General features: G+C 63.2%; 13 protein-coding genes. 8 read left to right on the top strand and 5 right to left on the bottom strand.

What is annotated here, in order from left to right:
• Window position 1: 1 nt before the first annotated feature.
• A complete protein-coding gene (locus tag N436_RS23300; RefSeq protein ID WP_105947095.1) occupies window positions 2-979 on the top strand; it encodes an NADPH:quinone reductase in 978 nt (325 codons plus the stop codon).
• Between the two features lie 133 nt (window positions 980-1,112).
• Here the strand turns inward: N436_RS23300 and N436_RS23295 are convergent, their stop codons facing one another.
• The 3 genes from N436_RS23295 to dprA form a co-directional block, all read right to left on the bottom strand.
• Entirely contained in the window at window positions 1,113-1,421 is a 309-nt protein-coding gene (locus N436_RS23295; protein WP_105947096.1) for a hypothetical protein, read from the bottom strand.
• Between the two features lie 447 nt (window positions 1,422-1,868).
• Window positions 1,869-2,426 carry an L-threonylcarbamoyladenylate synthase gene (locus N436_RS23285; RefSeq protein WP_060499858.1) on the bottom strand — a complete coding sequence of 186 codons (558 nt, stop codon included), beginning with the start codon at window positions 2,424-2,426 and terminating at the stop codon, window positions 1,869-1,871.
• Between the two features lie 42 nt (window positions 2,427-2,468).
• On the bottom strand, window positions 2,469-3,566 hold the full coding sequence (dprA, locus tag N436_RS23280; protein ID WP_110742059.1) for a DNA-processing protein DprA: 1,098 nt from the start codon (window positions 3,564-3,566) through the stop codon (window positions 2,469-2,471).
• Window positions 3,567-3,772: 206 nt separating this feature from the next.
• Here dprA and def point away from each other — a divergent pair, with 206 nt between their 5' ends.
• The 5 genes from def to N436_RS23255 are packed head-to-tail and all read left to right on the top strand — an operon-like array spanning window position 3,773 to window position 8,296.
• On the top strand, window positions 3,773-4,279 hold the full coding sequence (gene def / locus N436_RS23275; RefSeq protein ID WP_016712797.1) for a peptide deformylase: 507 nt from the start codon (window positions 3,773-3,775) through the stop codon (window positions 4,277-4,279).
• 60 nt (window positions 4,280-4,339) lie between these two features.
• Entirely contained in the window at window positions 4,340-5,272 is a 933-nt protein-coding gene (gene fmt / locus N436_RS23270; RefSeq protein WP_110742058.1) for a methionyl-tRNA formyltransferase, read from the top strand.
• Window positions 5,269-6,579: a 16S rRNA (cytosine(967)-C(5))-methyltransferase RsmB gene (rsmB, locus tag N436_RS23265; protein ID WP_110742057.1), complete on the top strand. Its 1,311-nt coding sequence runs from the start codon at window positions 5,269-5,271 to the stop codon at window positions 6,577-6,579. Before fmt ends, rsmB begins: the two co-directional genes overlap by 4 nt.
• Before the next feature lie 23 nt (window positions 6,580-6,602).
• Window positions 6,603-7,976, top strand: a complete 1,374-nt coding sequence (trkA, locus tag N436_RS23260; protein WP_110742056.1) for a Trk system potassium transporter TrkA — start codon at window positions 6,603-6,605, stop codon at window positions 7,974-7,976.
• Between the two features lie 11 nt (window positions 7,977-7,987).
• The gene (locus tag N436_RS23255; RefSeq protein WP_019473745.1) at window positions 7,988-8,296 is read left to right on the top strand and encodes a tetratricopeptide repeat protein; all 309 of its coding nucleotides are present in this window, start codon (window positions 7,988-7,990) and stop codon (window positions 8,294-8,296) included.
• Between the two features lie 180 nt (window positions 8,297-8,476).
• On the opposite strand, the gene N436_RS23250 is transcribed toward N436_RS23255, so the two are convergent.
• Both N436_RS23250 and N436_RS23245 read right to left on the bottom strand, forming a co-directional pair.
• Complete coding sequence (locus N436_RS23250) at window positions 8,477-9,364, bottom strand: lysophospholipid acyltransferase (protein ID WP_016712792.1); 888 nt, start codon at window positions 9,362-9,364, stop codon at window positions 8,477-8,479.
• A gap of 41 nt (window positions 9,365-9,405) precedes the next feature.
• Window positions 9,406-9,957 carry a DNA-3-methyladenine glycosylase I gene (locus N436_RS23245; protein ID WP_110742055.1) on the bottom strand — a complete coding sequence of 184 codons (552 nt, stop codon included), beginning with the start codon at window positions 9,955-9,957 and terminating at the stop codon, window positions 9,406-9,408.
• Window positions 9,958-10,040: 83 nt separating this feature from the next.
• Here N436_RS23245 and glyQ point away from each other — a divergent pair, with 83 nt between their 5' ends.
• A complete protein-coding gene (glyQ, locus tag N436_RS23240; protein ID WP_003253126.1) occupies window positions 10,041-10,988 on the top strand; it encodes a glycine--tRNA ligase subunit alpha in 948 nt (315 codons plus the stop codon).
• A complete protein-coding gene (gene glyS / locus N436_RS23235; RefSeq protein ID WP_016712790.1) occupies window positions 10,985-13,036 on the top strand; it encodes a glycine--tRNA ligase subunit beta in 2,052 nt (683 codons plus the stop codon). The genes glyQ and glyS overlap by 4 nt, the downstream gene beginning before the upstream one ends.
• Window positions 13,037-13,038: the final 2 nt, after the last annotated feature.

Below are 13,038 nucleotides of genomic sequence, written 5' to 3'. Positions count from 1 at the left end.
GATGGCCAAGCGTATCCAGTTCAGCCAGCATGGCGGCCCGGAAGTGCTGCAGTTTGTGGAATTCGAACCCGCCCCACCGGGGCCGCAGCAGGTGCGCGTGCGTAACCATGCCATCGGCCTGAACTTCATCGATACCTACTTCCGCAGTGGGTTGTATGCGCCGCCGTCCCTGCCTTCGGGCCTGGGCACCGAGGCTGCGGGCGTGGTCGAGGCCGTGGGCGAAGGCGTTACTCGGTTGAAGGTAGGGGATCGCGTGGCCCATGCCGGCGGCCCGCTGGGTGCGTACAGCGAGGTGCATACGCTGCCGGAGGCCAACCTGGTCAAGCTGCCTGACAGCATCAGCTTCGAGCAGGCAGCGGCGGTGATGCTCAAGGGTTTGACCGTGCAGTACCTGCTGAAGCAGACCTATGAGGTGAAGGCGGGTGACGTGATCCTGTTCCACGCGGCGGCTGGCGGTGTGGGTTCGCTGGCGTGCCAGTGGGCCAAGGCGTTGGGCGCCAAGCTGATCGGCACCGTGAGTTCAGCGGAAAAGGCCGAGCGGGCCAAGGCGCTGGGGGCGTGGGAAACCATCGACTACAGCCGTGAAGATGTGGCCAAGCGCGTGCTGGAGCTGACCGATGGCAAGAAATGCCCGGTGGTGTACGACGGCGTGGGTGCCGATACCTGGCTGACCTCGCTGGATTGCCTGCAACCGCGCGGGTTGATGGTGAGCTTTGGCAATGCCTCGGGCGCGGTGAGCGGGGTGAACCTGGGGATTCTGGCGCAGAAGGGGTCGCTGTATGTCACACGCCCAACGTTGGCGAGCTATGCCAACAATGCCGAGAACACCCAGGCCATGGCCGATGACCTGTTTGCGATGATTGCGAGTGGGAAGCTGGTTGTGGATATCCAGCAGCGGTATCCGCTGAGTGAAGCGGCCAAGGCGCAGGCGGAGTTGTCGGCGCGGCGGACTGTGGGGTCGACCGTACTGCTGCCTTGAGCCAGGCTGAAGATTGCATCAGGGCGGCCAGGTGTTCGCCGTGAGGTTTGCAGCGCCTATGAAACCGAGCGCCGCGCGGGCGGCGCTCGATCTCACAGACGATGAATGCATCAAGGCGGATACCTGTCAGCCCTCACACCTTCTTCTGCGGATCGGTCGGCGACTCGATCCCATCGAGTATCGATTCCACCAACCCCTCCGCCAGTTCAATGGAATGCAGGCTCGACCAGTACATGCCACGGCCTTCTTCGCGCAGATACTCCAATGCTTTGGAACCCGTCTCATACGCACCACGCAGGTACAGGGCGACATGGACCAGAGCGTCCTCGGCGGAAATGTTCGGGTTGACGGTGAAGAGTGGGTCATGGCCGGCGTCGCAGCGGCCGAAGGGGCGGGTGGAGGTGCAGGGTAGGGGTGGATCTGGAACAATCTTCTTCATCATTAGATCTCGCTTCATGGCCCCACCCAGTCGTTACCACACGAATGGGTGGCAGCTGTACGCAGGGTGGTAAACCGGGTGGGAGATCTAAAACCCAGCAGGCACGAAGCCTCCTGCGAACAGCCGCCATGGACTGCCAAGATCACCCTGAACCCGGGTTACCACACCCGATCGCCAAGTTATTCAGCGACGGTTGAAGCCTAAGGGCAGAGGTTCCCACTGAGAAGGTGATGGCAGAGGACACGGATCGTAGGATATTTCCGAAGCGGCTAGCTGGACAGCCATTCGAGACAAAATCAGAAAAACCTGCGGTGAATTGGCCCTAACCCTGTGGGAGCGGGCATGCCCGCGAACACGGGCGAAGCCCGTGCCAGGCACCGAGTTGGATTCTTCGCGGGCGCGCCCGCTCCCACAAGGGCCCGAGCCCACCCGCGAGCGCTGTGGATAGATTCAGCCCGGGCGCACCACTTCGCCAGTAGCCAGATTCCGAATCACACTCGGGTTCTTCCGCCCCCCCAGCGCGCCGCCCAGCACCATGTCCAGCTGGCCATGGAAATACTGCTCCACCCGCAACCGAGTCTTCGCCGCCGGGCGCCCGCCGGGGTTGCACGAGGTGGAAATCAGCGGCCCCACCAGCGCGCACAGTTCACGCACAACCGGGTGATCACTGACCCGCAGCGCCACGGTGTCATGCTGGCCGGTCACCCATTCAGGCAACAGGTCCTGATGCGGCACCAGCCAGGTGTTCGGCCCCGGCCAGGTGCTGCCCATACGGTCGATCCAGTCTTCGGGGAAGTCCTCGAACAGGAAGTCGAACTGGCGAATGTTGTCGGCGATCAGGATCAGCCCTTTATCCACAGGTCGCGATTTCAGCGCCAGCAGGCGATACACCGCGTCCTCGTTCCACGGGTCGCAGCCCAGGCCCCAGACCGCTTCCGTCGGGTAGGCGATCACTGCGCCCGCCCGTACCTCACGTGCGGCTTGTTGCACACGAAAACTGCTCACCATTGCTGTCTCTCCGCCTATATACCTTGCTTGTGTGCAGTGTACTTAGCCCGCACGGGCAAACCAACGCCCGGCTTCATTGCTGACCCGGCCTTCCAGCTCCAGCTCGGTCAGTTGCGCCAGCACTTCGGCCAGCGGCAGCTCGCTGCAATGCGCCAGGCTTTCGCTGGTTTGCGGCGCGGCATGCAGCAGGGCAAGCAGGGGATGGTCGAATTTGTCCACAACGGCGGGTGGCAGGTTTTGCCAACCCTGCAAGCTCTCCAGGATCTGATCCACGCTTTCCACCAGCAGCGCGCCATCACGGATCAACTGGTGGCAGCCCTTCGAACCCGGGTGGTGAATGGAACCCGGTATGGCATACACCTCACGGCCATGCTCGGCCGCCAGCCGGGCAGTGATCAACGAACCGCTTGCAAGGCTGGCTTCGACCACCAGCACGCCCAACGACAGCCCACTGATGATGCGATTGCGCCGCGGGAAGTTGCCGGGCAATGGCCCGGCATTCAGCGGGTACTCGGAAACCAGTGCGCCGCCATGGTCGATCATCGCCTGCGCAAGCTCCAGGTGCCGCTGTGGATAAAGTTTTTGCAACCCCGTGCCAAGCACGCCAATCGTACCCCCACCAGCCTGCAGAGCAGCCCGATGAGCGGCACCATCGATACCCACAGCCAAGCCGCTGGTGATAGTGAAACCGGCCTGCGCCAGGTAGCGGGAAAATGCCGCAGCGGTGTCGAGCGCCGGTGGTGTGGCACGCCTGCTGCCCACAATGGCCAGCTGTGGACGTTCGAGCAACGCAGGTTCGCCAGCCACGAAAAGCAGCGGCGGGGCATCGTCGATTTCCGCCAGCAATGCAGGGTAATCGGGGCCGTCCCACATCAGTAAATGTTGACCAGGTCGCTCTAGCCAGGCCATTGCGGCCAGTGCGCCATCGCGCACTTCGGCACTGCGCCGCGCGTCAATGGTGATCTGTGGGATGCCCAGTGCACGCCAGGCCGAACCCGGTGCACTGAGTGCAGAGCAGGCACTGCCAAAGGCATCGAACAACGTGCGAAAACGTCGCAGTCCCATCCCGGTAAGGCAGTGCAGACGTAATCGTGCATCCAGTTCGGCAGGCGAACAGAGCGACGAATGGTGAATTGGCATAGGGATCATCCTTGATCGAAACAGGGCCATTTACGTGGCACAACCTGTGGATAACTCTGTGAGTAACACTTTGAAAAGCTGTCCATTGATTGAAGGCTATCAAGCCCATAAACACCCTAGACGAGCTTGCCAGGTGCCGAAATCCCCGTTTCCCTTTATTATGTGTGCTCAGTTTTCAACCGAACGCACAGTGACTGCCTGACCTTATGGCCATCTTGAACATTCTCGAATTCCCGGACCCGCGCCTGCGCACCATCGCCAAGCCGGTGACGGTGTTCGACGACGCCCTGCGTCAGCTGATCGACGACATGTTTGAAACCATGTACGAAGCCCCTGGCATCGGCCTGGCCGCCACCCAGGTGAACGTGCACCTGCAGGTCGTGGTCATGGACCTCAGCGAAGACCGCAGCGAGCCGCGCGTCTTCATCAACCCCACGGTCGAAGAGCTGACCCATGACATGGGCCAGTATCAGGAAGGCTGCCTGTCGGTACCGGGCTTCTACGAGAACGTCGACCGCCCGCTGCGCGTACGGGTCAAGGCCCAGGACCGCGACGGCAAGCCGTACGAGCTGGAATGCGAAGGCCTGCTGGCGGTGTGCGTGCAGCACGAATTCGATCACCTCAACGGCAAGCTGTTCGTTGACTACCTGTCGCAGCTCAAGCGCGACCGGATCAAGAAGAAGCTGGAAAAGCAGCACCGCCAGCAAGCCTGATCCCCACCTTCCAGAAGGCTTGCTCCGGCAAGCCTTTTTCTTTTTTGAAGCGAGAACTCCATGCGCATCGTCTTTGCAGGCACTCCAGAGTTTGCCGCCGAACACCTCAAGGCCCTGCTCGACAGCCCGTACGAAATCGTGGCTGTCTACACCCAGCCCGACCGCCCTGCCGGCCGTGGCCAGAAGCTGATGCCAAGTGCGGTCAAGGCGCTGGCCGTGGCCCATGACATCCCGGTGTTCCAGCCGCAAACCCTGCGCAACGCCGACGCACAGGCTGAACTGGCTGCGTTGAAGCCAGACCTGATGGTGGTGGTCGCCTACGGCCTGATCCTGCCCCAGGTGGTGCTGGATATCCCGCGCCTGGGCTGCATCAATAGCCACGCCTCGCTGCTGCCACGCTGGCGCGGTGCGGCACCGATCCAGCGTGCCGTGGAAGCTGGCGACGCCGAGAGCGGTGTAACCGTGATGCGCATGGAAGCAGGCCTGGACACCGGCCCGATGCTGCTCAAGGTGGTGACCCCGATCAGCGCCGACGACACCGGCGGCACCTTGCACGACCGCCTGGCTGAGATGGGCCCGCCTGCTGTAGTCCAGGCCATCGCCGGCCTGGCCGACGGGTCGCTGCAAGGCGAAGTGCAGGATGATGCCTTGGCTACTTATGCACACAAACTGAACAAGGACGAGGCGCGCATCGACTGGAGCCGCCCGGCCGTTGAGCTGGAGCGCAAGATCCGCGCTTTCAACCCGTGGCTGGCGTGCCACAGCACCCTCGATGGCGAAAGCGTGAAGGTCCAGGCGGCCAGCGTGTCCACTGGCACAGGCACCCCCGGCGAAATCCTGTCGGCCAGCAAAGACGGCCTGGTCGTCGCCTGCGGTGAGCAGGCGCTGAATCTGACCCGACTGCAACTGCCCGGCGGCAAGGCACTCAACTTCAGCGACCTGTTCAACAGCCGCCGCGAGAAGTTCGCCGCTGGCAAGGTGCTGGGCCAATGAACCCACGCCTCGCCGCCGCCCGTGCCCTTGCCGCTGTACTTAGCGGCAAGGCTTCGCTGAACAGCTCGCTGCCGGCGCAGCTGGACAAGGTCGACGAGCGCGACCGTGGCCTGACCCAGGACCTGGCGTTCGGCACCGCACGCTGGCAGCCTCGACTCGACCTGCTGGCCGCGCAACTGCTGCAAAAGCCGTTCAAGGCCGCCGATGCCGATGTGCAGGCGCTGCTGCTGGTCGGCCTGTATCAGTTGTTCTACACCCGTATTCCCGCCCACGCCGCCATCGGCGAAACCGTCGGTTGTGCCGACAAGCTGAAGAAGCCGTGGGCCAAAGGGCTGCTCAATGCCGTGCTGCGCCGCGCCCAGCGCGAAGGCGAGGAGCTGTTGGCAAGCATGGAGCGCGACCCGGTGGTACGCACCGCCCACCCGCGCTGGCTGCAAAAGTCGCTGAAAGCGTTCTGGCCGGAGCAGTGGGAAGCCATCTGCGCCGCCAACAATGCCCACCCGCCGATGATCTTGCGGGTCAACCGCCGCCACCACAGCCGCGATGCCTACCTGGCACTGCTGACCGAAGCTGGCGTGGCCGCCAGTGCCTGCCAGTTCAGCCGTGACGGCATCGTGCTGGCCGAAGCCTGCGACGTACGCGGCCTGCCAGGCTTTGCTGAAGGCTGGGTGAGCGTGCAGGACGAAGCCGCGCAACTGTCTGCCGACCTGCTTGAACTGGCCCCCGGCCAACGCGTGCTGGACGCCTGCTGCGCCCCGGGAGGCAAAACCTGCCACCTGCTCGAAGCCGAAGCTGGCCTGGCCCATGTGGTGGCGATCGACCTTGAAGCCAAGCGCCTGACCCGCGTACGCGAGAACCTCGACCGCTTGCAACTGGACGCCGAACTGATCGCCTGCGATGCCCGTGACACCGCCAGCTGGTGGGACGGCAAGCCATTCCAGCGCATCCTGCTCGACGCCCCGTGCTCGGCCACTGGCGTGATCCGCCGCCACCCAGACATCAAGCTGACTCGCCAGGCCGACGACATTCCGGCCCTGGCTTCGCTGCAAGGCGAGCTGCTGGATGCCCTGTGGCCGACCCTGGAAGTAGGCGGCATGCTGCTGTACGCCACCTGCTCCAGCCTGCCGACCGAGAACACCGAAGTGATCGACGCCTTCCTGGCCCGCACCCCGGGCGCCCGTGAGCTGGACCTGGCCACCGAGGCCGGGCTGCGCCAGCCCCACGGTCGCCAGCTGCTGGCCCAGGAAGGCGGACACGACGGTTTCTACTATGCCAAGCTGATCAAGATCGCCGCCTCGCGCGGATAAGAACAAAAGGTAGGGAGTAGCGGATGAAGATCATCATCCTCGGCGCAGGCCAGGTAGGCGGTACGCTGGCAGAGCACCTGGCCAGCGAAGCCAACGACATCACCGTGGTCGACACCGATGGCGACCGCCTGCGCGACCTGGGAGACCGCCTGGACATCCGCACCGTGCAAGGCCGCGGCTCGCTACCGACGGTGCTGCGCCAGGCAGGCGCCGATGACGCCGACATGCTGGTAGCGGTGACCAACAGCGATGAAACCAACATGGTCGCCTGCCAGGTAGCCTATTCGCTGTTCCACACCCCGACCAAGATCGCCCGGGTACGGGAGTCGGCCTACCTCACCCGCGAAGAGCTGTTCGACAACGACCATATCCCGGTCGACGTGCTGATCAGCCCTGAGCAGGTGGTGACCAACTACATCAAGCGCCTGATCGAGCACCCGGGCTCGCTGCAGGTGATCGACTTCGCCGAAGGCAAGGCCCAGTTGGTGGCGGTAAAGGCTTACTACGGTGGCCCGCTGGTCGGCCAGCAACTGCGCCAGATTCGTGCGCACATGCCCAACGTCGATACCCGCGTGGCAGCCATCTTCCGCCGCGACCGGCCGATCACCCCACGGGGCGACACGGTAATCGAAGCCGACGACGAAGTGTTCTTCATTGCCGCGAAGAAAGACATCCGCGCCGTGATGGGCGAGCTGCGCCGCATCGACGAAACCAACAAGCGCATTGTCATCGCGGGCGGCGGGCAGATCGGCGAACGCTTGGCCGAGGCCATCGAAAGCCGCTATCAGGTGAAGATCATCGAGATGAGCCCCGCCCGTTGCCGGCACCTCTCCGATACCCTGGAAAGCACTGTAGTGCTGCAGGGCAGCGCTTCGGACAAGGACCTGATGCTCGAAGAGAACATCGCCGACGCCGATATTTTCCTGGCCCTGACCAACGACGACGAAGCCAACATCATGTCGTCGCTGCTGGCCAAGCGCCTGGGCGCGGGCAAAGTGATGACCATCATCAACAACCCGGCCTATGTCGACCTGGTGCAGGGCGGCGATATCGACATTGCCATCAGCCCGCAGTTGGCCACCATCGGCACCCTGCTGGCGCACGTGCGCCGTGGCGACATTGTCAGCGTGCACTCGCTGCGCCGTGGCGCGGCAGAGGCCATCGAAGCGGTGGCGCACGGGGATTCGAAGTCGAGCAAGGTGGTGGGCAAAGCCATCGAAGACATCGCCCTGCCACCGGGGACCACCATTGGCGCGATCATTCGTGACGAAGAGGTGATGATTGCCCACGACGACACCATCATCGAGTCGGGTGACCATGTGATCCTGTTCGTTGTGGATAAAAAGCATATTCGGGATGTGGAGAAGCTGTTCCACGTCGGCTTGAGTTTCTTCTAGGAGAAGAGGGCATGCGCGAATCGCTGGAGAAGATGCTGGCCAAGGGTGTGGATAACCCGCTGCTGAGGTTTGGCCTGGGTAAAGCTTGGCTGGATGAGGGCAATGGTGCTGAGGCGGCAGTGCACCTGGCACGCTGTGTGGAGCAGGATCCGAAGTATTCGGCAGCCTGGAAGCTGTTGGGCAAGGCGCATCAGTTGCAGGGTGACCTGGCGGCGGCGCGCAAGGCCTGGGAGGACGGGATCGTGGCGGCGCAGGCCCATGGGGACAAACAGGCCGAGAAAGAGATGACTGTGTTCCTGAAGAAGCTCAACAAAGTCTGAAATTGCCGGGGCTGCTCTGCAGCCCATCGCAGGCAAGCCAGCTCCCACAGGGACCGAGTGGGCCCATGGATCATGTGCAAAACCCTTGGCTTGCTCAGGTTAAAGCATAACCTCTGGCCAGCACGGTCAATGTGGGAGCTGGCTTGCCTGCGAATGGGGCGCAAAGCGCCCCCAACAATCTCAGTACCAGCGCGGCTCGCCAGCCGGGCGCTTCTTGAAGCGCTTCATGCTCCACATGTACTGGCTCGGGTACTCGCGCACATAGCGCTCGACCACCTTGCTCATCGCCGCCGCCGACTCGGTCACGTCAGTGCTGTACATCGCCTCCGGCGCCGCCTCCAGGAACACCTTGAAGCCCGAGCCATCCGGCAGCCGCAGGGCATGCAGGAACACCCCCACCGCCTTGCCACCGGCCAGCATGTTCGGCACGAACTTGCTGGTCAGCGCCTGGGTACCGAGAAACGGCACGAACACGCCCGCCGATTCCGCTGGCTCCGGGTCGGCAGGAATGCCCACCTGGCCACCCCGGCGCACTTCCTTGATCACGCTGAGAATGCCTTCCTTGGTCGAAGGCGCCACGCGGTTGCCCATCTGTACGCGCTGCTCGCGCAGCAGGTCATCCACCGCCTTCAGCTTGGGCGGGCGGTAGAAGATGATCGGTTTGCACTGGTTGCAGTAGAAGTGGTTCAGCACTTCCCAGTTGCCCAGGTGGCTGGTGATGCCCACCACACCCTTGCCCGAGGCCAAAGCCTGTTCCAGCACTTCCAGGCCATGCACTTCCTTGACCAGCTCCAGCGAACGCTGCGGCGGCCAGATCCAGGCACAGGCACTTTCGACAAAGGACTTACCAATATCCCGTAGTGCCTGGCCAACCAGTTGCTCACGGGCAACCGGGTCCATCTCCGGGAAACACTTGGCCAGGTTGATGCGCACCACGTTGCGCGAACTGTTGGGGATCTTCCACATCAGCCAGCCAATACCCGCGCCGACGCGCTGCACAGCGCCCCAGGGCAGCTTGGCAAACAGGCGCAGCACCCCGACCATCAGGGCGCCCTTGAACTTTTCCACAGGCGAATTCCTTATTTCAGCAAGGCGCGCATTGTAACCCCTCAGCGCAGCAAGGCGGCGTAGCGATCGCAATCGGTGGTGTGGTCCATGACCATGCCGGTAGCTTGCATGAAGGCGTAGCAGATGGTCGGGCCGACGAACGTGAAGCCGGCTTTCTGCAGGGCCTTGCTCATGGCCTTGGCTTCATCGGTGACCGCCGGCACATCGCTACGGCCCGCGAAATGGTTGACCTTCGGCTCCCCGCCAACGAACGACCATAACCAATCGGCAGGGTTATCCACAGCCAGCCAGGACTGCGCGTTGCGCCGGGCGGCCTTGAGTTTGAGCCGGTTGCGGATGATGCCGGCATCCTGCATCAGTTCTTCGATACGTTCGTCGCTCATGGCAGCCAACTGCACAGGGTCGAAGCCGTACATCACCTCGCGATAACGCTCGCGTTTGCGCAAAACAGTGATCCACGAAAGCCCCGCCTGGAACCCTTCGAGCAAAAGCATCTCGAAGAGCAACGCCGGGTCGCGCTGTGGCGTTCCCCATTCCTGGTCATGGTAGGCCTGGTACAACGGATCGTCGGTACACCAAAAGCAGCGTGGCATAAGGCTCCAATGAGTAGAGGGCGAGGCGAATCAGGTTATACTCCCGCTCTTTACATCCGCATCCCCAGATACAGGTGAATTTCGTGAGCCAGCCTACGCCAGCCGTGCGTACCTTCCAAGACCTGATCCTCGCCCTGCAAAACTACTGGGCAGCTCAAGGTTGTGTGGTGCTTCAGCCCTACGATATGGAAGTAGGCGCCGGCACTTTCCACACCGCTACATTCCTGCGCGCCGTGGGTCCAGAAACCTGGAACGCCGCCTATGTGCAGCCTAGCCGTCGCCCTGCCGACGGGCGGTATGGCGAAAACCCCAACCGCCTGCAGCACTACTACCAGTTCCAGGTGGTGCTCAAGCCGAACCCGGCCAACTTCCAGGAGCTGTACCTCGGCTCGCTGAAAGCCATCGGCCTGGACCCGCTGGTGCACGACATCCGCTTCGTCGAAGACAACTGGGAATCGCCAACCCTCGGCGCCTGGGGCCTGGGCTGGGAAATCTGGCTGAACGGCATGGAAGTGACCCAGTTCACCTACTTCCAGCAGGTAGGCGGCATCGAGTGCTACCCGGTCACCGGTGAAATCACCTACGGCCTGGAGCGCCTGGCCATGTACATCCAGGGCGTCGACTCGGTGTACGACCTGGTGTGGGCCGACGGCCCGTTCGGCAAGGTCACCTATGGCGACGTGTTCCACCAGAACGAAGTGGAGCAGTCGACCTACAACTTCGAACACGCCAACGTCGACAAGCTGTTCGAACTGTTCGACTTCTACGAAAGCGAAGCCAACCGCCTGATCAAGCTGGAGCTGCCGCTGCCGACCTACGAAATGGTCCTGAAGGCCTCGCACACCTTCAACCTGCTGGACGCCCGCCGCGCCATCTCGGTAACCGAGCGCCAGCGTTACATCCTGCGTGTACGTACCCTGGCCCGGGACGTGGCGCAAAGCTATCTGCAAGCCCGCGCACGCCTGGGCTTCCCGATGGCCACCCCCGAACTGCGTGACGAAGTGTTGGCTAAGCTGGAGGCTGCACAATGAGTGCTCAAGATTTCCTGGTAGAACTGGGCACCGAAGAGCTGCCACCGAAAGCCCTCGCCAGCCTCGGCGAAGCCTTCCTGGCCGGTATCGAGAAGGGCCTGCAGGCTGCTGGCCTGAACTACACCGGTAAGCAGGTGTATGCCGCACCGCGCCGCCTGGCCGTGCTGATCCGCCAGCTGGACGTGCAGCAGCCTGACCGCAGCATCAACATCGACGGCCCGCCCCTGCAGGCTGCTTTCAAAGACGGCGAGCCGACCCAGGCTGCCTTGGGCTTCGCCAAGAAGTGCGGCGTGGAGCTGGCCGAAATCGACCAGAGCGGCCCCAAGCTGCGCTTCTCCCAGCACATCCCGGGCAAGGCCACTGCCGGCCTGCTGCCAACCATCGTCGAAGACTCGCTCAACGACCTGCCGATTCCCAAGCGCATGCGCTGGGCGGCCAGCCGTGAAGAGTTCGTGCGCCCTACCCAATGGCTGGTGATGCTGCTGGGCGACCAGGTGGTCGACTGCACCATCCTGTCGCAGAAGGCCGGCCGTGAATCCCGTGGTCACCGCTTCCACCACCCGGAGAACGTGGTCATCACCACCCCGGCCAACTACGTCGAAGACCTGCGCAAAGCCTACGTGTTGGCCGACTTCGCCGAGCGTCGCGAGCTGATCAGCAAGCGTACCGCCGAGCTGGCCATGCAGCAGGAAGGCACTGCCATCGTGCCACCGGCGCTGCTGGACGAAGTGACTGCCTTGGTCGAATGGCCAGTGCCGCTGGTGTGCTCGTTCGAGGAGCGCTTCCTCGAAGTGCCGCAGGAAGCCCTGATCACCACCATGCAGGACAACCAGAAGTACTTCTGCCTGCTGGACAGCGAAGGCAAGCTGCTGCCGCGCTTCATCACCGTGGCCAACGTTGAAAGCCGCGACCCGAAGCAGATCGTGCAAGGCAACGAGAAGGTTGTGCGCCCACGCCTGACCGACGCCGAGTTCTTCTTCAAGCAAGACAAGAAGCAGCCGCTGGAAACCTTCAACGAGCGCCTGAAGAACGTGGTGTTCCAGGCCCAGCTGGGCACTGTGTACGACAAAGCCGAGCGCGTTTCCAAACTGGCTGCCTTCATCGCCCCGCTGATCGGTGGCGACGCCCAGCGCGCTGGCCGTGCCGGCCTGCTGTCCAAGTGCGACCTGGCCACCGAGATGGTTGGCGAGTTCCCTGAAATGCAGGGTGTTGCCGGTTACTACTACGCGCTCAACGACGGTGAGCCGGAAGATGTGGCCCTGGCCCTGAACGAGCAGTACATGCCGCGCGGTGCTGGCGCCGAGCTGCCGCAGACCCTTACCGGGGCTGCCGTGGCCATCGCCGACAAGCTCGATACCCTGGTGGGTATCTTCGGCATCGGCATGCTGCCAACCGGCAGCAAAGACCCCTACGCCCTGCGCCGTGCTGCCTTGGGCGTGCTGCGTATCCTGATCGAGAAGCAGCTGGACCTGAACCTGACCGGTGCGGTCGAGTTCGCGGTCAAGCAGTTCGGTGCCAAGGTCAAGGCTGCCGGCTTGTCGGAGCAGGTGCTGGAATTCATCTTCGACCGCCTGCGTGCACGCTACGAAGACGAAGGCATCGACGTGGCCACCTACCTGTCGGTGCGTGCCCTGCAGCCAGGTTCTGCCCTGGACTTCGACCAGCGCGTACAGGCCGTGCAGGCCTTCCGCAAGCTGCCGGAAGCCGAAGCCCTGGCCGCGGTGAACAAGCGTGTGTCGAACCTGCTGAGCAAGGCCGAAGGCGCCATCGCCGAACAGGTCGAGCCCAAGTACTTCGACAATGCCAACGAGTTCTCCCTGTACTCGGCCATTCAGCAAGCCGACCAGGCCGTGCAACCGATGGCTGCTGCACGCCAGTACAGCGAATCGCTGGCCCGCCTGGCGGCCCTGCGTGACCCGGTCGACGCCTTCTTCGAGGCGGTGATGGTTAACGCCGAAGACGCCAAGGTACGCGCCAACCGTTATGCCCTGCTCAGCCGCCTGCGCGGTCTGTTCCTGGGCGTGGCCGACATTTCGCTGCTGGGGTAAGC

The sequence above is a fragment of the Pseudomonas sp. RV120224-01b genome (genome assembly GCF_003208145.1).
Lineage (GTDB): Bacteria > Pseudomonadota > Gammaproteobacteria > Pseudomonadales > Pseudomonadaceae > Aquipseudomonas > Aquipseudomonas monteilii.
Note: the sequence above shows the minus strand (reverse complement) of the source record. Positions and strands in the feature narration are given on the sequence as shown.

What these genes read in the sequence shown, in the direction of transcription:
- fmt (WP_110742058.1), top strand. Translation starts at nt 4,340, where the DNA reads ATGCGCATCGTCTTTGCAGGCACTCCAGAGTTTGCCGCCGAACACCTC.
- def (WP_016712797.1), top strand. Translation starts at nt 3,773, where the DNA reads ATGGCCATCTTGAACATTCTCGAATTCCCGGACCCGCGCCTGCGCACC.
- dprA (WP_110742059.1), bottom strand. Translation starts at nt 3,566, where the DNA reads ATGCCAATTCACCATTCGTCGCTCTGTTCGCCTGCCGAACTGGATGCA.
- N436_RS23285 (WP_060499858.1), bottom strand. Translation starts at nt 2,426, where the DNA reads ATGGTGAGCAGTTTTCGTGTGCAACAAGCCGCACGTGAGGTACGGGCG.
- glyS (WP_016712790.1), top strand. Translation starts at nt 10,985, where the DNA reads ATGAGTGCTCAAGATTTCCTGGTAGAACTGGGCACCGAAGAGCTGCCA.
- N436_RS23295 (WP_105947096.1), bottom strand. Translation starts at nt 1,421, where the DNA reads ATGATGAAGAAGATTGTTCCAGATCCACCCCTACCCTGCACCTCCACC.
- N436_RS23245 (WP_110742055.1), bottom strand. Translation starts at nt 9,957, where the DNA reads ATGCCACGCTGCTTTTGGTGTACCGACGATCCGTTGTACCAGGCCTAC.
- trkA (WP_110742056.1), top strand. Translation starts at nt 6,603, where the DNA reads ATGAAGATCATCATCCTCGGCGCAGGCCAGGTAGGCGGTACGCTGGCA.
- rsmB (WP_110742057.1), top strand. Translation starts at nt 5,269, where the DNA reads ATGAACCCACGCCTCGCCGCCGCCCGTGCCCTTGCCGCTGTACTTAGC.
- N436_RS23255 (WP_019473745.1), top strand. Translation starts at nt 7,988, where the DNA reads ATGCGCGAATCGCTGGAGAAGATGCTGGCCAAGGGTGTGGATAACCCG.
- N436_RS23300 (WP_105947095.1), top strand. Translation starts at nt 2, where the DNA reads ATGGCCAAGCGTATCCAGTTCAGCCAGCATGGCGGCCCGGAAGTGCTG.